We start from the raw sequence: 20584 nt of genomic DNA, 5'->3' as shown, positions 1-20584 counted from the left end.
TACCAGCTGTTCCTTGCTATTGACTGTATTTAATAAGTGTTTGGGCGATCTGTTTAGAAATAGGCAGGTCTAATTCTGCCTCTAACATTCCCCATTCACCCGCAGGGTTCACTTCTAAGAACTGATATTTGCGAGCCGTATCTAATATGATGTCAATAGCGCCAAATTTTAGATTCATAGAGTCCATGAAAACGCGCAACTTTTGTACGAGAGATTCAGGGATATCAGTGTGTTGCCAATTGGATTGCGTTGGCGTCGCTTTTCGCCAGTCGAGCAGTTCTTTTTCATCATTACTGCTCAAATTCACTTTAGCTGGGAAGCAATGTCCATCGACATAGGCTATGCGTAACTCCACTTGTTTTTTCACTTGTTGCTGAAAAATCATGGGAGAAAAGCGCAGCGAGTCGAGATCCGCTAAGTGAGCTTCGGTTACTTTCGATGTGTATACAAACGCAGGGGGTTTACCCATGGAAACGGTTAATGGCGTGTGCATTTTTGCGACAATGTCGCCATTGCACTGTTTATAGAATGCTTTTACTTGGTCTGGAATATTGGTAAATAGCGTTGCAGGAACGTCGAGCCCCGCTTTTTTTGCCATTCTAAGCTGTAGCCATTTATTTTCTCCAGCCAGTTGTGTGTTTGGGTGATCAAGCCAGAAAACATCTTCGAAACTGTAAAGTAAAGACTGCTTAATGCACTCAGACTCACGAGTTGCTTGGGCTAATACATCTCCTTCTAGCGCGGAAGATAAATCGCTGACTCTGTTTTTTCTATGCCATATCGCGCCAATATTTGACTCGTTGATAGACCAGCCTTCCGTTGAAATCAGTGTATCAACGTGTGCCTTTTCCAAATGCTGCTCTTCTGAACTCGGAGAGTCAAAAGGGAGGGTTTGTAAGCTCCCACCGATTTGAATATTCAAGGGGAATTGATCGCTGTTTAAGCGAACAGCCTCTACACCCGCTGTCATTAGGTGTTCTGTTACCCAATCTACGGGAAAGGTGTCCTCAGAATGAGTGATGCATAGGATACTTTTGTTTGTTTTCTGCATAATCGTTCTTTCAATATCACCCCCAAATTTTTGGGGGTGAGAGCTTAGAGGTCATGTCTAGGAACTGGATAGATGTTCTATCGAGTATTACCTAAACCCGATTTGGTATTTACCAAGTCGGAAATACAATCGCTGTACCTTCGTCATCATCAGATGGCGCTTTACGAGTTGCGATTTCAAATCCTTCATCGTCATCTGAAGGGGCTTTACGAGTTGCAATTGCAAAACCTTCGTCATCATCAGATGGTGCTTTTCTTGTTGAAATACCACCAAAGTTAACAATACCACCAGAAATTTGGTTTGCTTCTTCTTCAGTTAGTGTGTCTGCTTCGATAAAATTATTAAAAAATGGAGTGTTCTTACTCATTTGTATGTTCCTTTTAATTTAATTTAATTTAGTGCCGTTAATTGGCGTTTTTATGTGAACACTATTACGTCGACGAATTAGCAGTATCTGCTGTTCACCTTTTAAAACATACATAAAAGCAATTACTTATAAAATAATAATATTTTTATTAGTTAGATAATTTCTCAATAGTGAGACTGAAATTAACTGGAATTAAAATTATATTTCACCCCTAAATTTTGACCGTGATTAAACTTATTTTATTTCGTGTAATAACTGATTTAATTTGAATTAAGATCTATTTTTAATCCGTATGATTATTATTTATACACTGTTTTATTGTAAATTACCGTTTGCTAAAATATTCACCTTACATAACGCAAGGTGAATATTGATTATAAAAATAGCCTAATTTAACGGTCGAGTTTGATTTCGACACCCTCATCATCATCAGAAGGGTATTTCATCGTCACATCAATTGGTCGAATACCGATATCAATTGGCTGCCCTTCATCGTTATCAGAAGGGTGCTTCATTGAAATATTGATACCTGCAAAACCACCCGAGCACTGAGTTGTTTCAGTGTCGTTTAATTCTTCAATTTGTGACTCGATAAAATGGTTAAAGAAAGGAGTGTTCTTACTCATATTCTCTTCCTTTAGCTTATTAGAACGATGGGAAATCGTTGCCTTCATCGCTGTCTGATGGGTGTTTCATTGTTACTAGGTCGCCTGGCTTAAGAACGAACTCTAGACCTTCATCGTCATCAGATGGTGCTTTCATTGTTACGACTTCAAAATCGCCAATGAAACCACCTGCACATTGCTTAGTTTCTTGAGCGCTTAGCACTTCGATTTGAGATTCAATAAAGTTGCTGAAAAAAGGTGTGTTCTTATTCACTTTTCAATCCTTGTTAAAGTTTGTTTACAATTTAAGTTTTAATTATCAATGAGATAATCGTTGATATAAGTATCAAGGTGAGTTTTTTAAAACAAACATTTAACAAGAGTTGATGAGGAATATCAGTGAGAATACGAGTCATTTCACGATCAACACTGATAAATCAAAGAATAAGTTTGGGTTCAAGATCTAAGACCGATGGTTCGATTTGTGAACCTGAAGTGAGGGAGGATTGACCGTTTTAAAGAAAATAAATAATAAAATGCATAGAGTGCATAAAAATTCACGTGAAAAATGGGGCGTATCATTGTGTGAATTTAAAATATGCAACTAGTTTTTTATTTGTAGAGGTAGCAGTTAAGTGCGGTATAGAGTCAGCCAAGAGTGGCTGACTCTATAATCTTTAGAAATCGTAACGTAAACCCATTTGAAGTTCGTTATCTGCATCTTTTATCTGGTTGATACGATAACCGACATAAGTCCTCAGGTGTTCGTTAAAGGTATAAACCGATTCCAAAGCAAATTCATCCACAGTGTCGGTTTTTGAGGAGTCATTTTTCTGGGCATTGTACGCGCCTACAAAGGCAACTTTCTCGAGTTCGTATTTAGCCATCAGTTCATAACCAATAATGTCATTAAGCTGGCTGCCAACAACACTTTTACCCATTGTGTAAAGACCCGAAAAACTAAGATTGTCGAACTGAACTTCACCAACAAAGTTGAATTGATTTTCGGTTTCATCGCCTTGCTTTTGGTTTACATAACCGGCACCGATTCTAAATCGTTCCAAACTGTAAACCCCAGAGATACCATAACTGTTTGTGTTGTCGTTATTATCTTTATCCGCGAATATGTAGTCACCAGATACAGTAAGCTGATCGAACGTGGTTTTGTAGACTAGCGCATTTTCTCTCTTGTCTTTATTACCATCCACAATGTCGGCTGCTTTTGCTCCAAATGTGGCTAAGGTATCGGTGAAGTTACTTAACATGACTTGAGATGAATCTTGTTTTCCGTAAGACACAGAACCAAACTCGCCTTTAACACCAGCAAAGTAGTAGCGATTCGTTAAGTCTTCTTCACCAGAGAGTTCGGCTTCGTATTTTCCAAAACCTGAAAATTGATCGGTAACAGCTGACTCACCGGATAGAGATATCCGTGCGCGGCTGATGTCTTTAAACGCGCCTTTATTACCTGTTTTATTGGCGTCCGACACATTGAAACGCCCTTCAGCGCGTCCACCTAAATCTAATACGGTCCCATCTTTTTCATAAATCGTTACCGCGGAAGCAGAAGATAGAGTCATAGCCGAAAGAATTGCTGTTGCTAGAATAGCTTTGTTCATGTCCTAGTCCTTTTAATCTCTTCTATAAGAGGTAATGGGTAAGCTCACTTTCCCTTGTGAACAGTCAAAGGAAGTTTCCAATAAGTTGCTACCGTTCGTGCTGTGCCTAATATTGCTTGGCTGCATCTGGAATATTTTGAAGGGTCTCTACATATTGATTGCGTGAATAAAGAATGAAAGTGCAATGAGTTTTTTGTAGATAGTGTGATTTTTGATGGTGAAAAACAGAAAATGCTAATGTACGCAGTAAAAAATACATCCATATACCATATGAATTGAGGTGAAATGTGAAGTTAACGTTAGAGATGATGTTGGAAATGTATGTTTTTACAATTAATATTGTCTCAAAAGTGCGAATTACGTTTGTTAGGCCGCATATAAAATGGATTTGAGGCAAAACGGTTTGCTTCGCGACTCCACACTGCTTATGTTAATAAGCAAGAGTTCTAGGGTGAACTCATCAGAGCAGTAGCTCTTTAAAGATGTGGTAGTCCAAGCTATAGGGTAGTCGCTAAATGGGCATAGATGTAAAACAATCTGCTATTGAAATGCGTTTTCAGAATGGAAAAAGTTCTGCGACCCCGCTACCGCAAGACTTTGTTGAACCAGACACACCTCGTTTTCAATTCAAAAATGAAATCATTGTTAGTGAAAGCAAGAAGTTACTGGCCAGTGAGTTGCTTCTTTCTCAGGAAGATGCCGCTATCCACACCACCTTCATGAAAGGTGAGCTAGGCAAACGTCTTGCTAAAGATATTCTTGAGCAACAGCTTCATTTTCTGATTTCTGTTAACCCTGCTTCCTTTCCGTTTGAGTGTTTGTTCCTGAATGTGGAAAGACACGCCTTAAGTAATAGAAAAACCATTAACCTTCTTATCGCCGTTCACTCTCATTTAAAGTGCTATGGAAAATCGTTAGTTGTTGAAACAACCGAGCGCCAATATTCGATAGAAGGTAAAGACTACCTCAAAGGTGTGGCCAAACTGAAAGACGTCGGGGTGAAAATCGCCTTGGATGACTATCAAGTTGGAGAAGATTTTAGAGATGATGAGTTGAGTGCGGGTCTTTATGACTACGTGAAGGTCGACAATCCATTTTTCGATCTCAAATCGGGCATGAACCATTCTTGCAAAAAACTAGACATCATCCTTCAGCAAAAATCCTCTAGCGATGCGAAATGGATTGTGGAAAGAGTAGAAGATCAGAATTCACTCAATCATCTTCTACCTTTTGCTTTTTGGGGTTATCAAGGCTACCTATTCAATCCGATACAGGCACACTATCCTGAGTATTCTCTGTTCTAGTTTCCTGTTTGTTAGCGCGTCTTTTGGTGCGCCATAAATTCAGGAAGTTCGGAAGAAGCGAAGCCAGTATCATCCCGAGCATTAAGCCTATTTGTGTATGGCTATAGGTTTCATTCATCAATAAAACACCACCAGTAATGCCAGCAATAGGGTTGGCGATACCACTAAATGTGAACTCGACTATGGTCATTTTTCGGATTAACCACACATACATCCCGTAAGCGACAGCCGTATTCAGAATAATTATCCAAGCGATTCCAAACCAATTGGTTGCGCTAATGTCTTGATTGGTAACCGCTTCAAAAGCAGAAGGTTCAAACAGCCACTGAGCGCCTGCTACAACTCCGAGTGCTGCGCCACCTATAATAAGCTGCCAACTTAACACTCCCCACCAGTGCATATCTTTTGATAGTTTTTGAGTCAGTGTACTGCCAATAATAATGCACCAAATTGCACAAAACATAGCAATCAAGCCGGTTGTACCAAGTTCGATCTGGCTTGGATCGAAAAGAAACCATGCGAAACCCACCAAAGTAAAACCAGAAACGATTTGAATGCCGGAAGGCTTATTCTTAAACCACAACCATTGAAAAATCATGGCGAAAATGGGGACGGAAACCATTCCTACGCCGGATATTGCTGCTGGTAATGTGGCTGCCATAAGAAAGATCATGGCGAAAAATGCGCTTATGTTCACTAAGGAAAGAATGATTAAAGGTTGCCACTGATCTCTTTTAGGCATGATGGGACGAAGTGCCAATAAAAGAAGGCCAGCGGGAAGAGCACGAATAAAGCCCAGTAGTAATGGCGGCCATTCAGACAGAGTAAACTGCGTTACAGCATATGTGGTTCCCCAAAAAAAAGCAGGGATCATGGCGAGAAATATATTCATGCTAACTATGTCTATGTGAAGATAATGTGGGCAATGTACTCCAATTATAACTCAGTGTAAAGTATCTTTATGTGAAGATAACTTTTGTAAGTGAGCTTTAGATCACTTGGATATACGAATAAAAAGAGTAAACTGCTCAGTTGGTTAGATATTAGTTAGAAAGAGTGGGCTGCAAATCATGTGTACCCACTTTTCTATAAAGAGCTGAGTTTAAACAGAACCGAGTTTATACAGAACTGAATTTATGTAGAGCTGAAGTTATATAGAAATAACCACTAAAGAAGTAAATTCAGGCTTTTCAGTCCTAGTTCAATTCTTTTTGGACGGCTTTTTTGAGTTCACCGTAAGGTAGGAACCCTGGGACAATCTCATCATTAATGATAAGTGCAGGGGTCCCACGTAAACCCAACTGACCAAATGCTTGCATATTTCGAGATACAATGGATTCTTCTCGCTCACCCGTTTCTAAGTACTTTTCAGTACCCGTTTCTTTAGCAATACGGTTGAGTGATTCTGCATCGTGACGTGTCGGATGCGCGACTAAAAGCCTGTGAACTTCTGCAAACTTCTCGGGCTCTTTCTCCCAAACTTTTAACGCATAAAACGCAGAGTTTGTGTTGGTGCCACTGGCAATCTGCTGTTGTAAAGGCACATAGATGTTAACAACTTTTACGTTGTCTATCTCTATGAGCAACTTAGCCAAGCCAATTTCCAAGCGCTTACAGTATGGGCAGTTGTAGTCGGTAAAGTTAATGATGGTCAGAGCGGGGTTTTCTGCACCAGATTTGCTGTGTTCTGGTGCCTGCGTCAACCAACTTCTTTGTTCTTTCAGGGCGACTTCGACTTGCTTTAACTGGGCAACATAGGCTTCTAAGCTTTTGCTTAAATCACCAATGATTTGAGGGTGCCCTTTCAATATGGCGTTAATTTTTGCCAATTGAGTCGTTTGCTCTGGAGTTAATGAAACCGCCGCTTTGCCTTCTTCTGCATAGCTTGGCATCACCAAGCCAAACGCTAGCCCTAATCCACCAAGCCATTTTGTAACGTATGTCATTTTCTGGATCCTTATGCCAGCAGTAAACGTAGCCATAACCCCCAAGGAGTAGAAAACCCTGTGGTCATAGACTGAATTTCACCATCTTTGACAATGGCGATTGTAGGAGTGACTTGGGCTCGCCAGTACTGATTAATACTGCCCTCCAAATCATTAATTACTGTGAAGCTGTAGTCGTTGTTCTTAATGTATTCGAGCAAGCGATCATCTTCGCCAGATGCCAAAGCAATAGAAACCACTTCGTAGTGATTGGACAAAATATCAATACTCGGTGTTGTTAGGCTGCATACGCCACACCAAGTCGCCCAGAAATAGACCAAGACAGGCTTATCGCGGCTTAACTCAGTTACATTAACGAAAGCACCATCAATGGCGTTTCCTTGAGTCATCGGCATGTCGTGGAAATCAACATGCTTGGTTCGCCACCAATCGAGTAGTCCAGTAATCAGAATAATAAGCAAGAGATAGCCTGTGAGGTTTCTTACTATTTTGAGCATCAGTTTATTTTCCTCTTGCCTGATCGAGAGATTGTGAAATGGAATCTTGAGTCAGCAGCACCGGAAGGGCATTCCCCAGAGGTGCGTTTGGTCCGTATACCACATTAAGTGGTACGCCATATCGGCCGTGACTCATCAAAAATTCAGTAATAGCATTACTTGGTGTTGTCCAATCCCCTCGCATTAAAACGACGTCAGATGCTTGCATCAGCTCATACGCTGGGGGTTGCAGTATTGTTCCAATCTTGTTGGCTTTGCAGGTAATACACCAATCTGCGGTGACATCTACAAATACAAGCTTACCTTCCGCCACATGTTGCGCGATGGCTTGCGTATCTAATTCTTGCCATTGCAAGTCATCGATAACGGGTGTTGCCCAATGCGATGAAAGTGACCCCGCTATCGCCATGCCCAATCCGGCAACCAGCAATGCGGAGCTACCGTAAATCGTGACGCTTCTGGCACCATATTTTGAAATTAATACGATCAGCAAAAACACAAATGTAACGACACTGACCATTATGGTTGCAAATTGACCTAGGTGCGTAGAAAGCAGCGAAATTAGCCAGAAGGATGTTAAAGACATCATTAGAGCAAAAAGGATTTTTACACGACTCATCCAAGCACCGGGTTTTGGCAGTAACCCAATGGTTTTTGGGAATAAAGCGAACATAAACCAAGGAAAGGCTAAGCCGATACCCAAAAATGTAAATATGAGCAGAATGTCAAAAATATGGCTTCCTAACGCGAAAGCGACGGCGGTTCCGAGAAACGGAGCACTACAAGGTGTGGCAAGCAATGTAGCGAAAGCACCTTGGAAAAATGGCTTTGACAGCCCTTTCCCCCTGTCACTAGCCAAAGTATTGGACCAACGGCTAGGGAGCTTGAACTCAAAAACGCCGAACAAATTTAAGCTAAAACCTAAGGTGACAACAACTAGAAAGACCAAAAACCAAGGCTGCTGGAATTGGATTCCCCAGCCAATGGTATTACCTGTCCATTTAAGGGCGATAAGAGCGACCGCAAGTACCCAAAATGAAGAAATGATGCCGGCGGCTGAGGCGAGAAAGTGTGCTCTGTGCGACGCTGGTTTGTCGCCAGAAAGCAACACGCTATTGACCTTGATTCCAAGGACGGGGAGCACACATGGCATAACATTTAATATCAGCCCACCTAGGAAAGCGAACCATAGCATCAGTACTGTGTTCGGATTTTCAGCCTTAACATGCCCGATTGAATATGGTGCGGTTAATTCTTGCAGAAGTAAGTCGTCTTTTACCGTAATGCGTAGTTTTTGATTGTTTAAATCAGGCTTCCCAAGCGTGTTCGAGACAGGAAAAATGGCGGTTAACAGGTTGTCGCGGATTGAAATAGTGGGCGCTTGAAAATGGTTATCTCCTGATTTCAATGTCTCTATAAATAGATTTGGATTATTCCAGCTCGTTTCGTTTTCCAAAGTCACATTGAGTAGCTGATTGGCTTCATCCCAAATGATGCATGACACCTTCGCGCTGCCATCAGTAAGCGGAATTAACGACATTGCTTGATTGTGAAGCATCATGCTATCGCTGTTTGGCTGCAGCAATTCGGGATCAAAAGACAACTGAATAGGGTAGTCGGTGAGAACGCAAATGTCGGTGCAACTGGGTAAAGTAAGCGTAGCGTTAATATCTGTAGCAGTTTGTGGATTACTCAAAACGATATCTAAAGGAAATGCCACGTAGTCTTGATAACCCAAAACAGTTAAACCAAACTGCTGGTAGTAATTTGGGATTGGCCAATGCCATTGGATGTTTTCAATATTGGAGGTCGTCGAGTAATCGAGTGAGGGAGAAACACCACCTTCGCCGGGAGTACGCCAGTAAGTTTTCCAACTATCAGCCAACCTCACTTCCAACAATGCATGAACTGTCTTTGCGTTTACGTCTTGCGTACCAGTTAGTGATAATTTTACCGATACGGGTGGGTGCCTGTCATTTTGAAGCCAAGATGTTGTATGTGCCTCGCCATATGAAGAAAGCGACACAATACAAATAATGAAAGCAAAAACGTATCGGAGTACAGGTAGTATTTTCAAAGCATGCCTTTTGGGGCTCATAGTAGTTGAGAATCTATAAGTCATTGAGATTCTATACCCAGTTAAAATATAAACAGGTTTAACCCGTTTACCCAATGCGAGATAACTGCAATGTCGATTCGAAACCTACAGCAGCTGTTCTATTGCCGACGTTTTGTGGCGAGAAAACACAGTCAGCTAAGTGGGCTATTCAGATATAAGACCTACTTGTTGTCAAAAATATTCCCAAAAATAAGAAAAAAATTTGAGTAAACAGTTAGTTCGGTAGAATGAGAATTGAGATCCTGCAACAATATTTTTATGAATCATGTGTGAATCTTGTCATTTTTGCTTACACATATCACAATCAAGGCGATTTTTTCCTGCTATCGGAAGAAAATCGTATACACCAGCAGGAAACTCGCGTAACTTGGTAGTTGGCCTGTATGCAGACCTATTTATTTGTTGTTCCTGACTCAAGAAGTCTTCTTAAACCTACTGTCTGACAGTCTGTTGTTGAAGTGTTTTCTTTTCGATGTTTAGACTCTTATAAGTAACTCTATCTGGCTGACTAACAATTATGGCGCGAAGGTCGCGCTGTGAGATACAAAGATACAATTTAGGAAATACCCATGTCTAAGACAACTGGCACAGTTAAGTGGTTTAACGAAGAAAAAGGTTTTGGCTTTATTACTCAAGAAGACGGTGGTGCAGACGTATTTGTTCACTTCCGTGCTATCACTGGTGACGGATTCAAAACACTTGCTGAAGGCCAAAAAGTATCGTTTGAAGTTGAGCAAGGCCAAAAAGGTCCTCAAGCTGCAAACGTTGAAAAAATCTAATTGAGTTTAGATTGATAGAATGCATCGCCCCGCTCTCTCACCCGAGGTAGCGGGGCGAATTCGTTTTATCGCTAGTAATAATTCGTAGAATTGTTCGTAATACAGGCTTAGGGTCTAGCTAGAACCTAAGCTTTTTCTGTTTTTTTAATCAGTAGAGATTGGTTGGAAAATACGGTTAACAACTGAACGCTAAAAACCAAGCACTAACGCTATTTTTGCCATCAACGTGTATGTGTACACGTTCTAAAAAACTAAGCTTTCAGAGCAAGCTTTGAGCCATCAAACTTCAAATGGCTTAGCAAAAGCTGCACACTCTTCTTACCTTTGTCATCAAACATCATTCCGTAGCGCGCGTAATGATGGGACTTCTGCATGTTACATATCTTGCCAGTAAGCTGAGGAAGGTCTACTTTCCCACGCGTCCGTTCCACTATGCTGATTTGTACAGGTTCTTCTATCTGGAATGTGCGTATCAAAGGGCTTGTGATGATACGGCATCCTCCTTTAGAAATATCCCTTACTTCACATTCCAAGCGCTGACCGTTATAAAAAACAACGGCGGCGAGCGATACGTCGTATCTGGGTTCTTTACGAAGTTGAAGTACTTTCATATTGGCTGGAATGGACAACATGATCATGCGAACGGGTTCGTTAACCATGTGCATGATTTGGCATCGGAAAGAAATAAGTGCGCCTTCACCACGTGGTGAAATAGCGCGAACATTTACCCAGAAACCTTCCTGAAAAAAGTATTCGTAATCTTCGTCCGAGATATCAGGCGCGCCCAGCAATATATAATCTGTTCCAATGGTTCCTATGAAAGGTGTAATGCCTTTATAGTTAATCCCTACGGGAGTAGAGATGTTAATGGTCACATCACTGCTGTGTTCGATCATTGCTAAAGCATCTGAGCTTTTAAGCGTTGTTTCAGCACCTTTGAAATTTTCCGAATTGGTATTAACTTGTAGGTTTGCTGCCGCCGAGTTTTCCGCCATGGTAGTCCTTTTGACCTTCATTTGCCTCGTACTAAGTCATTGTAAGGCGATGATATATATACACACGACAGTCATTTAGTTTTTATGTGCTTTGATGCATTTAAAGTCGTGATTATTGCTCTGACATTATAAATTAACTTTTATAAATCGATTGTAATCGACGTTTCTGAATGTGAGCTGTGCGAATAAATATTCGCGTGATTGGAGCATACATTGATGCATGGCTCAATAAATTGTATTAAACAAACCATAGAATATGAGTCTAGTTTAGTAATGACTTTTTCAATTGGCGAATTAAGCGTATTTAAGAGACAATAATAAGAACATTACATGCATTGAGTGAACTTAATGTTGGGAATCAGAAAATGAGTAAAGGGTATTTGGCACACAAACCCTCAAAAAAGCAGCTTATTCAGAAACTTTGGGGTGATTTCGGACGACTTGAACGCTGGGTTTTGAGCCCAAATAACAACAGTGATGATGTTGGGCAGAGTGAAAATGCTAAAAGTGTTATTGCTAAATGGATAGAGTTGCCTGAAACGCTCGCGCATCCAAAAGGCTGGAATACCGAACGATCGACCGATAGAAAGCTAAAATCTTATATTGTAGAAGCCAATTGGTATTTGAAGTTCTCCACTCTACAAGATCCAAGATGCCTCATGCCTATTGGGCTGGAAGTTAATCCTACTCCCACACAATACGTGATTGTTATGTCCGACTTGCGTGATTACGGGCTAACAGAGGTTGTGAAACAGTCAGATGTTAGGCACTGGAAGCTTTGCCTCAAGTGGCTAGCGAATTTTCATGCAAAGCATTTGAGCGTAAGCCACCTCAATTTCGGTCCAGACGAAGCCTTATGGACGCAAGGGACCTACTGGCATTTGGACACCCGCCCTGATGAATTTCAAACAATGGCGACAAGTGAATTTAAAACATACGCGAAAGCATTAGACTCGGCATTGAAATCGGTACCCTTTCCGACATTGGTTCATGGTGATGCCAAGCTGGCGAACTTCTGTTTTTCAGCCAATATGGATTCTGTTGGTGCCGTGGATTTTCAATATGTAGGGGAAGGGTGTGCGATGAAAGATGTCATGCTTTTCATTAGTAGTTGTGTGCCTATTGAAGAAGCCAAAAATGTTGAAAAGCTGTTGTTAGATTACTACTTTTCCCAATTCGAAGATGCCATGTCGTTTTATCGTCCAGAACAAAATGCAAAGCTGATCATTGAAAGCTGGAAACCCTTTTATTATGTGGCTTGAGCAGATTTTCTAAGGTTTCTCTATGGTTGGAGTCCAGAACACTGGAAGATCAATGAATATTCACTTTCATGTGCTACAAAAGGGCTTGAATACATCGTGAAGTAACGAATATTAAGGAATACCTTATTTCTAATCGATCCCTCTGTTTTTGTTGTTAATGATAATTATTATTGTTTGTGATGTTGTAAACGTTACAGAAATTTTGTAGTTTTTCTCAACAAATTTGAAATAGGTAAGTTTTTGGGATGCGCATCTTAGTTAGCTGATGTAAAGTAGCACGCTGTTTTAGCTCAGTTGAACACTAAGTAGCCCATAGCTCTTACCTCTCGGACTGATAGTTAACACCTATTGTTAATTTACCTGAGACATTGATAGGGTCTGTTAACTCTAGTTATGTCTCAATGAAAACCCCTCTTTAAGGAAAGATGATGGTAATACCTGAAAACAGCTGCATCGTTATCTTCGGTGCCTCTGGCGATTTGACTTACCGCAAGCTGATCCCCGCGCTATACCATTTATACGCGAGCAAACAGCTTCCAGAATCCTTTGCGATTTTAGGCGTCAGCCGCACTGAATACAGTGATGAATCTTATCGCGACAAGTTGAAACGCTCTCTTCAGGAAATGGAAAAAACGGAACCTGAAACGTTAGATGCGTTTATTAACTACTTACATTACCAAGCGATAAACACTTCCGACACCGCCGATTACGCCAAACTGGTTACCCGCTTAGATGAACTCTCTGAAAGCTATCAGTTTGAACAAAGCAACACACTCTTCTATTTAGCAACGCCACCAAGCCTTTACAGCGTGATTCCAGCCAGCCTAGCGGCACATGGCTTGAACGATGAAAGCGAAGGCTGGAAACGTCTGATCATCGAAAAGCCATTTGGTTATGATTTAGAATCTGCGCAAAAGTTAGATAAAGAAATTCATGAGCATTTTCAGGAACATCAGATTTACCGTATCGACCATTACTTAGGTAAAGAAACGGTACAAAACTTGTTAGTGTTCCGCTTTTCTAACGCCATGTTTGAGCCATTGTGGAACCGTAACTTTATTGATTACGTGGAAATCACAGGTGCTGAATTCTTAGGTGTAGAAGAACGTGGTGGCTACTACGACGGATCAGGTGCTGTGCGTGATATGTTCCAAAACCACTTGCTGCAAGTATTAGCAATGGTTGGTATGGAACCACCCGCTCAGATCAATGCCGATTCAATGCGTGATGAAGTAGTGAAAGTTCTTCAGTGCTTGAAGCCGTTAGAAGAAAATGACCTTCGCAACAATCTGGTATTGGGTCAGTACACGGGTTCTGATGTGCGTGGTGAATTCCTTCCTGGGTATCGTGACGAGACAGGTGTTGCAGAAGATTCACGTACTGAAACATACGTAGGATTGAAAGCATACATCAACAACTGGCGTTGGAATGGTGTGCCGTTTTATGTCCGTACAGGTAAGCGCTTGCCAACACGTGTAACCGAAGTGGTTATTCACTTCAAACGCACACCGCACCCGGTATTTGGTTTGGATGCCCCAGAAAACAAGCTGATCATTCGTATTCAGCCTGATGAAGGCATTCAAATGAGCTTCGGTCTAAAAGAGCCGGGCGCTGGCTTCCATGCGAAAGAAGTGAAAATGAACTTCCACTACGCTTCCCTTGAAGAAACTCAGATGCTAACTGCGTATGAACGTTTACTTCTGGACTCGCTAAATGGCGACGCGACGCTATTTGCTCGTAGTGATGCAGTAGAAGCGTGTTGGAAGTACGTACAGCCGATTCTGGACTTTAAACAAGATCCTCAATCACTGTATGGTTACGCTTGTGGAACATGGGGACCTATTGAGTCTGACAAGCTGCTTCAGCGTGACGGACGCGCATGGCGTTTCCCTTGTAAGAACCTTACTGACACGGATTACTGCGAACTATGATCAATCATAAGATCTTTCAAACTGCGGATCAGGTAGTAGAAAGCCTAGCTAACGACTTGAAAACGTTCAGCGAGCAAGGCAAGCCTATTCACATTTCTTTGTCTGGTGGTAGCACCCCAAAAATGTTGTTCAAGCTTTTGGCTACAGAGGCTTACGCAACCGCTATTCAATGGAAAAACCTGCATTTTTGGTGGGGCGATGAGCGTTGTGTTGCTCCTGAAGATGCGGAAAGCAATTACGGTGAAGCGAACACGTTATTGTTTAGCCAAATTGAAATTCCAGCAGAAAATATTCACCGTATCCGCGGTGAAAACGAACCAAAAGCAGAAGCTGAGCGCTTTGCCAATGAAATGGCTGAAGTGATCCCAACTGAAAACAGCACGCCAGTTTTTGATTGGATCCTGCTTGGTGTGGGCGCTGATGGCCATACGGCCTCGTTGTTCCCAGAGCAAACAAATTACAACGATGAGAACCTATCTGTTTTGGCTTCTCATCCAGAATCCGGTCAAATCCGCGTGTCGAAGACAGCCAAAGTGCTGGAAGCGGCAAAACGCATCAGCTACCTAGTATTGGGCGCTGGCAAGATCGAGATTGTACACGAAATTCACACTACTCCAGCGGAAGCATTGCCTTATCCGGCAGCGAAAATCCAGTCCAAAACGGGCGAAACGGAGTGGTACTTAGATTCAGACGCAGCAAGTAAAATTGCCTGATCGATTAATGGAGATGAATAATGAAAGGTGATATCGGTGTTATTGGCCTAGCAGTAATGGGCCAGAACCTTATCCTAAACATGAACGACCACGGTTTTAAAGTGGTTGCTCACAACCGTACTGCTGCGAAGGTAGACGAGTTCCTAGAAGGCCCGGCGAAAGGCACAAACATTGTTGGCGCGTACTCTCTAGAAGAGCTAGTAGAAAAGCTAGAAGCACCACGTAAAGTGATGCTGATGGTTCGTGCTGGTGACGTTGTAGACACGTTCATCGACAACCTAATCCCACTTCTAGACGAAGGCGACATCATCATTGATGGTGGTAACACTAACTACCCAGATACAAACCGTCGTGTAGCGCATTGTCGTGAGAAAGGCATTCACTTCATCGGTACTGGCGTATCAGGTGGTGAAGAAGGTGCACGCTTTGGTCCTTCAATCATGCCAGGCGGTGCGCCTGAAGCTTGGGAAGCGGTTAAGCCAATCTTCCAAGGTATCTCTGCAAAAACTGACGCTGGTGAGCCTTGCTGTGACTGGGTTGGTAACGACGGTGCGGGTCACTTCGTTAAGATGGTACACAACGGCATCGAATACGGTGACATGCAGCTTATCACTGAAGCATACCAGTTCATGAAAGACGGTCTTGGTCTTTCAGCTGACGAAATGCAAGCTGTATTTGCTGATTGGAACAAGACTGAGCTAGACAGCTACCTAGTTGAAATCACAGCTGACATCCTTGGTTACAAAGATGAAGACGGTGAAGCTCTTGTTGAGAAGATCCTAGACACAGCCGGTCAGAAAGGTACTGGTAAGTGGACGGGTATCAACGCACTAGACCTAGGTATTCCTCTAACGCTTATCTCTGAGTCTGTATTCTCTCGTTGCCTGTCTGCACTCAAAGACCAACGTGTTGAAGCTGAAAAACTGTTCGGTAAGACGATTACTCCAGTTGAAGGCGACAAGAAAGAGTGGGTTGACGCACTTCGTCAGGCTCTACTGGCTTCAAAGATCATCTCTTACGCTCAAGGTTTCATGCTAATGCGTGAAGCGTCGAACGAAAACGGCTGGGACCTAAACTACGGCAACGTAGCACTAATGTGGCGTGGTGGTTGTATCATCCGCTCTGCATTCCTAGGCAACATCCGTGATGCGTACGAAGCAAACCCAGACATCGCATTCCTAGGTTCTGACGAGTACTTCAAAAACATCCTACAAAACAGCCTAGCAGCATGGCGTAAAGTAGCAGCGAAATCTCTTGAGTCTGGTATCCCAATGCCATGTACGATTTCTGCGCTATCTTTCCTAGACGGTTATACAACCGCACGTCTACCAGCTAACCTGCTTCAAGCTCAGCGTGACTACTTCGGTGCTCACACTTACGAGCGTATCGACCGTGAGCGTGGTGAATTCTTCCACACGAACTGGACTGGTACAGGCGGTGACACTGCTTCTACAACTTACGACGTGTAATTACCTCGTAATCCAAATACAAAGGGTGCCAATTGGCACCCTTTTTACTTTTTAAAGCTCCTATATCCTGAAAATAGTTCACAATTGCAGACTCATATATGAAAAATAGCCCCCTTTCTACCTATTCTTTGAAGTATGGTTATGTGCTAATAGATAAATTAATTGTTCGAGGTAGTAATGGCTTTAATCTTCATTCCTTTCGTTTCTCTGTTTTTTGTATGGAGAGATTTGCATCGTACGGAATGGATAGGAACATTCTACTTCTTGGTTTACGCCATCTATCTCACTTTCTTTGTCGAACTGCCTGAACATCATCGAATAGGGAGCTTTGCTATTGGAGTCCCCTCTGCTTCATACATGGTAATTCTATTCCCAAGCTGGCAACAGGAATACCATGAAAGCGTTTTACAGGCTCTGGGCTTTGCTGGAATAACGGTAACCTTCATAAGCTTACTTCTACTGTTTTAACTATTTTCTAAAACGAGCAATTTTGTTCAATCTCAGTGCTCATTGATGCCCTATTCTTAACTCATTCAGGACGAACCGGAAATTGACCATGCAGGACAAAAATCAATTTCACTACCAAGGAAATCAGAGCATTGATGGGCTGATGCTGCTGAGTGCCAGCATGAGTGACTTTATATACAACAAACACGCTCATGAAGAATATTCCTTTGGCGTGACCTTAAAAGGTCGGCAAGACTTCTTTTGCCGTAACCAGTTTCACCAAAGCCCAGCGGGCGGGGTAATGGTATTCAACCCAGAAGATGTGCACGACGGGCAATCCGGTGGTACTGAAGATCTCGTGTACGTCATGCTCTATGTTCATCCCGACGAATTTACTTCGCACTTTCAGGCTTTAGGAGTCGGAACCACCAATCAGGTAAGAGTCCAAGAAACGCTATCGAACGACTCGATACTTCGTCAGCAAATTTTGACCCTGTCACACTGGATGTCTGAAGACAGCGTATCTGCAGTGGAATACGATGCTGCAATGCTTGAAGTTGCTCATTCGATTATTCGAATGAGTGGGCAGGCACCCGAGGAGCTGGTGAAAAACACCCGTCGTGAAACATTACTTCAGAAAGCCAAAGCCTTTATTCATGCGCATGCCAGAGAGGATATCTCGATCGATGACATCAGCCATGCGTGTAATATGTCGAAATACCATCTGATTCGGGTCTTTAAAGCGCAATACGGTATAACCCCTCATCAATACGTGCTCAACTGTCGATTGAATCTGGCTAAAGGATTTCTGGAGTCAGGGAAAACCGCAACTGACATTGCACAAATAGCCGGATTTGCCGACAGCAGCCATTTCAATCGGCGCTTCAAACGTGTCTATGGGATGACCCCTGCACAGTACCAAAAGCAGCGCCTCTCCTAATTAAACGCTTTCGCTTTTAATCAATAAAAGCATTCAAGAGTATAAATCAATGCTAGAAATCTTCGCCTACGCCATAGGGGTTATGTACACGCCTGGACCTGTTAACTTACTGGGGTTAAACGGTGGTCTGCAAAGCAATACGAAGCGGTACCTTGGCTTTTTTGCCGGAGTCGGAACGGCTATGTTTATCTTATTTGTATCAATCAGCTGGGCTGGAAAAACGCTCATTCCTACTCAATGGTTGCCCTACGTTGCTTTGATAGGGTGCAGCTATATTCTATACATTGCGTGGAAACTGCACACCAGCGATGTTAGCTCACTCAATGTCGGCGATAAAACCGAGAAGATACTGAGCTTTAAGGATGGGGTACTCATTCAACTGCTCAACCCCAAAGCGCCAGCAGTCGTCTTGCCTGTTGCGGCGGTGCAGTTTCCGGCAAGTGGTATTGTAGGCATGGATGCGGTGCTCTGGTCGGGGATTTTCGCTGTTTTAGCATTCGGAGCCCCAACATCTTATTCCATACTCGGAGAAGTGTTAGGTCACAAGCTCAAGAACCCTAATGTTTTTTCAGCGTTCAACCGAATCTTGGCTTGGTTGCTTGTTGCCGTGGCTATCAGTTTAGGGTTTGAAACTATCTGTATACCCAAGTGACCTCAAGATGCTAGGTTCAGCGGTTTCCTTACCAAAGAATAGGGAACTGGCTTTCAGGCAAGGCATCGATTGGTAGATCTAGTGGTTCTAAATCAAGAATCGATAACGCAGTATGAAAGCCAGTTAAACTCGCCCTTGGGAGCCCATATTCTGCCCCACTTCATCGTCTAAGAACTTGGAAAGGACTCGTCATTCCGCTGCGTTCCTGATTTTGAAGTAGAAAGGCTTGAATTGAAACAGAATATGAGGCTCTGAATCCTGCACCTTGAGGTTACTTGGGTATATCCCCCATTTTGGGTTCTACTTCCTGAAGCTCTTCTCGAACGCGATTTCTGACAAAGGATTACATAAATTTGATTGAATATTGAGCATAAAGTCATTAATATCTGCGGCTTGATTACGCTAGGTGAATAATTTCGAGCGTAATGATTCATGCAGTTTGAGGTTCAAGATGTTCAATAAGTACTATGTATTCGTTCCAAGTGAATTGGAAAATGAAAGCAAAAACAATAATAACGCGTCATGCGAAAAAGAAGCTCAACGTCAGGCATTAGTGAAGCAAGCTCAAGAAGAAGCGATCTAACCCGATACGGTTTTAGACTCGCTAATCCATTGCGACACATTTATTTAAAAAGCCTCGAAGACCATATCGATCTTCGAGGCTTTTTTTTGTGTCCACGATGCGTTTTGATGACTTAGATTAGCGAACAGGGATCTTTCCTTTTACACTGAAATCAAAGCACTTTTGATGATCTCTGCATTACGTAATACAGTATAACTGTGTTCGGCAAAACCTAATTTGAGAGTATTTGATGGATCCATTAACACAGGGCTTACTAGGCGCTTCCTTGCCTCAGTCGGTGAGCAAAAAACACAATGTGGTTGTCGCTGGGGTTTTAGGGCTGCTTGCAGGAATGGCTCCCGATTTGGATGTGCTCATTCGTTCATCGACCGACCCACTGTTGTATTTGGAATTTCATCGGCAGTTCACTCATTCCCTCCTGTTTATCCCAATTGGAAGCTTAATCTGTGCCTTGGTTTTGCATCCGCTTATCTCAAAAAGGCGCGGGCTTTCATTTAAACAAAGTTGGCTTTTTTGTGCGCTGGGTTATGGCACTCATGCGCTGCTGGATTCCTGTACCAGTTATGGTACTCAGCTGTTTTGGCCGCTCAGCAATGCACGTTTTGCGTGGAATACGGTATCCATTATTGATCCTGCCTTCACTCTTCCAATATTGGTGTTACTTGTATTTGCCGTGCTGAAACGAAACCCATTGTTCGCTCGTATCGCGTTTCTTTGGGCGCTTACCTATCTCACATTAGGAATGATTCAAAGAGACAGAGCTGAAGAAGCCGGGTGGCAATTGGCGAAAGAGAGGCAGCATTCGCCGATTAAGCTGGAAGCCAAACCGAGCTTCGCGAATCTTTTACTTTGGAAAGTGGTCTATGAGACCGAGGACCATTTCTACGTGGATGCTGTAAGGGTGGGAGCATCGGTGAAAGCCTATCCCGGCGAATTCACTAAAAAGTTAAATGTAAGCCGAGATTTTCCTTGGCTCGCCTCCGATTCGCAGCAAGCCAAAGACATCGAACGTTTTCGCTGGTTTTCTAATGGGTATATCGCTCAAGACCCTACCGATGAGCTGCGCATTATTGATGTACGTTATTCCGTGGTACCAAACCAACTTAACGCACTTTGGAGTATCAAACTATCACCAAACGCGCCCGTGGAGGCTCACGTAGAGTACGCCACACACCGAGACAACTCCCCAGCTTCAAGAGACAAGTATTTTAATATGCTTTTTGATTATTGATTGGGTCTTGAGAAAGCATCACTAGATTCAACTAGGTTGGGGTGGTATTTATCTACTTAACAGCGAGAGTTTTG

At 42.6% G+C, this 20584-nt stretch carries 21 protein-coding genes; 11 read left to right on the top strand and 10 right to left on the bottom strand.

Translation table 11 applies throughout. From position 1 onward, the window contains the following. Positions 1 to 16: 16 nt before the first annotated feature. The 5 genes from LDO37_RS27920 to LDO37_RS27900 all read right to left on the bottom strand — a co-directional run bounded on the left by LDO37_RS27920 (position 17) and on the right by LDO37_RS27900 (position 3642). Positions 17 to 1051, bottom strand: coding sequence for an MvdC/MvdD family ATP grasp protein (locus tag LDO37_RS27920; RefSeq protein ID WP_224055653.1), 1035 nt, complete (start codon positions 1049 to 1051; stop codon positions 17 to 19). Positions 1052 to 1160: 109 nt separating this feature from the next. Continuing rightward, the gene (locus LDO37_RS27915) at positions 1161 to 1418 is read right to left on the bottom strand and encodes a microviridin/marinostatin family tricyclic proteinase inhibitor (RefSeq protein ID WP_101111714.1); all 258 of its coding nucleotides are present in this window, start codon (positions 1416 to 1418) and stop codon (positions 1161 to 1163) included. Positions 1419 to 1810: 392 nt separating this feature from the next. Then, the gene (locus LDO37_RS27910; RefSeq protein WP_101111713.1) at positions 1811 to 2092 is read right to left on the bottom strand and encodes a microviridin/marinostatin family tricyclic proteinase inhibitor; all 282 of its coding nucleotides are present in this window, start codon (positions 2090 to 2092) and stop codon (positions 1811 to 1813) included. Beyond that, a complete protein-coding gene (locus LDO37_RS27905) occupies positions 2064 to 2297 on the bottom strand; it encodes a microviridin/marinostatin family tricyclic proteinase inhibitor (protein WP_224055652.1) in 234 nt (77 codons plus the stop codon). Before LDO37_RS27905 ends, LDO37_RS27910 begins: the two co-directional genes overlap by 29 nt. A gap of 403 nt (positions 2298 to 2700) precedes the next feature. After that, a complete protein-coding gene (locus LDO37_RS27900) occupies positions 2701 to 3642 on the bottom strand; it encodes a porin (protein ID WP_224055651.1) in 942 nt (313 codons plus the stop codon). A 515-nt stretch (positions 3643 to 4157) separates the two neighbouring features. Between LDO37_RS27900 and LDO37_RS27895 the strand changes: the two genes are divergently transcribed. Then, a complete protein-coding gene (locus LDO37_RS27895; RefSeq protein ID WP_224055650.1) occupies positions 4158 to 4946 on the top strand; it encodes an EAL domain-containing protein in 789 nt (262 codons plus the stop codon). Here LDO37_RS27895 and LDO37_RS27890 read toward each other — a convergent pair. From LDO37_RS27890 to LDO37_RS27875, 4 genes are all read right to left on the bottom strand, one after another. Next, on the bottom strand, positions 4903 to 5838 hold the full coding sequence (locus tag LDO37_RS27890; protein ID WP_224055649.1) for a DMT family transporter: 936 nt from the start codon (positions 5836 to 5838) through the stop codon (positions 4903 to 4905). The genes LDO37_RS27895 and LDO37_RS27890 overlap by 44 nt on opposite strands. Positions 5839 to 6142: 304 nt before the next feature. Beyond that, positions 6143 to 6892, bottom strand: coding sequence for a DsbA family protein (locus LDO37_RS27885; RefSeq protein WP_224055648.1), 750 nt, complete (start codon positions 6890 to 6892; stop codon positions 6143 to 6145). Between the two features lie 11 nt (positions 6893 to 6903). Then, complete coding sequence (locus LDO37_RS27880) at positions 6904 to 7389, bottom strand: protein disulfide oxidoreductase (protein ID WP_224055647.1); 486 nt, start codon at positions 7387 to 7389, stop codon at positions 6904 to 6906. Positions 7390 to 7393: 4 nt separating this feature from the next. After that, on the bottom strand, positions 7394 to 9466 hold the full coding sequence (locus LDO37_RS27875) for a protein-disulfide reductase DsbD family protein (protein ID WP_224055646.1): 2073 nt from the start codon (positions 9464 to 9466) through the stop codon (positions 7394 to 7396). Positions 9467 to 10077: 611 nt separating this feature from the next. On the opposite strand from LDO37_RS27875, the gene cspE reads away from it, so the two are divergent. Next, positions 10078 to 10287 (top strand): transcription antiterminator/RNA stability regulator CspE, encoded by a 210-nt coding sequence (cspE, locus tag LDO37_RS27870; RefSeq protein WP_004402847.1) that lies wholly within the window; start codon positions 10078 to 10080, stop codon positions 10285 to 10287. A 251-nt stretch (positions 10288 to 10538) separates the two neighbouring features. Here the strand turns inward: cspE and LDO37_RS27865 are convergent, their stop codons facing one another. After that, positions 10539 to 11282 carry a flagellar brake protein gene (locus LDO37_RS27865; RefSeq protein WP_126607674.1) on the bottom strand — a complete coding sequence of 248 codons (744 nt, stop codon included), beginning with the start codon at positions 11280 to 11282 and terminating at the stop codon, positions 10539 to 10541. A 365-nt stretch (positions 11283 to 11647) separates the two neighbouring features. On the opposite strand from LDO37_RS27865, the gene LDO37_RS27860 reads away from it, so the two are divergent. The 9 genes from LDO37_RS27860 to LDO37_RS27825 all read left to right on the top strand — a co-directional run bounded on the left by LDO37_RS27860 (position 11648) and on the right by LDO37_RS27825 (position 20510). Continuing rightward, positions 11648 to 12544: a phosphotransferase gene (locus tag LDO37_RS27860; RefSeq protein WP_126607675.1), complete on the top strand. Its 897-nt coding sequence runs from the start codon at positions 11648 to 11650 to the stop codon at positions 12542 to 12544. 428 nt (positions 12545 to 12972) lie between these two features. Next, positions 12973 to 14475: a glucose-6-phosphate dehydrogenase gene (gene zwf / locus LDO37_RS27855; RefSeq protein WP_185829793.1), complete on the top strand. Its 1503-nt coding sequence runs from the start codon at positions 12973 to 12975 to the stop codon at positions 14473 to 14475. Then, entirely contained in the window at positions 14472 to 15188 is a 717-nt protein-coding gene (gene pgl, locus LDO37_RS27850; RefSeq protein WP_126607689.1) for a 6-phosphogluconolactonase, read from the top strand. The genes zwf and pgl overlap by 4 nt, the downstream gene beginning before the upstream one ends. Positions 15189 to 15208: 20 nt before the next feature. Next, complete coding sequence (gene gnd / locus LDO37_RS27845; protein WP_126607688.1) at positions 15209 to 16657, top strand: decarboxylating NADP(+)-dependent phosphogluconate dehydrogenase; 1449 nt, start codon at positions 15209 to 15211, stop codon at positions 16655 to 16657. A 177-nt stretch (positions 16658 to 16834) separates the two neighbouring features. Next, positions 16835 to 17125: a hypothetical protein gene (locus LDO37_RS27840; RefSeq protein ID WP_126607687.1), complete on the top strand. Its 291-nt coding sequence runs from the start codon at positions 16835 to 16837 to the stop codon at positions 17123 to 17125. Positions 17126 to 17213: 88 nt separating this feature from the next. Further along, positions 17214 to 18044, top strand: coding sequence for an AraC family transcriptional regulator (locus LDO37_RS27835; protein ID WP_126607686.1), 831 nt, complete (start codon positions 17214 to 17216; stop codon positions 18042 to 18044). 49 nt (positions 18045 to 18093) lie between these two features. Then, positions 18094 to 18696, top strand: a complete 603-nt coding sequence (locus LDO37_RS27830; RefSeq protein WP_126607685.1) for a LysE family translocator — start codon at positions 18094 to 18096, stop codon at positions 18694 to 18696. Positions 18697 to 19147: 451 nt separating this feature from the next. Beyond that, the gene (locus LDO37_RS30255; protein ID WP_263422461.1) at positions 19148 to 19279 is read left to right on the top strand and encodes a hypothetical protein; all 132 of its coding nucleotides are present in this window, start codon (positions 19148 to 19150) and stop codon (positions 19277 to 19279) included. A 229-nt stretch (positions 19280 to 19508) separates the two neighbouring features. Then, positions 19509 to 20510, top strand: a complete 1002-nt coding sequence (locus LDO37_RS27825; protein WP_126610229.1) for a metal-dependent hydrolase — start codon at positions 19509 to 19511, stop codon at positions 20508 to 20510. Positions 20511 to 20584: the final 74 nt, after the last annotated feature.

The organism is Vibrio penaeicida, from assembly GCF_019977755.1.
Taxonomy (GTDB): Bacteria; Pseudomonadota; Gammaproteobacteria; order Enterobacterales; family Vibrionaceae; genus Vibrio; species Vibrio penaeicida.
This window is presented reverse-complemented; position numbering and strand designations above follow the sequence as displayed.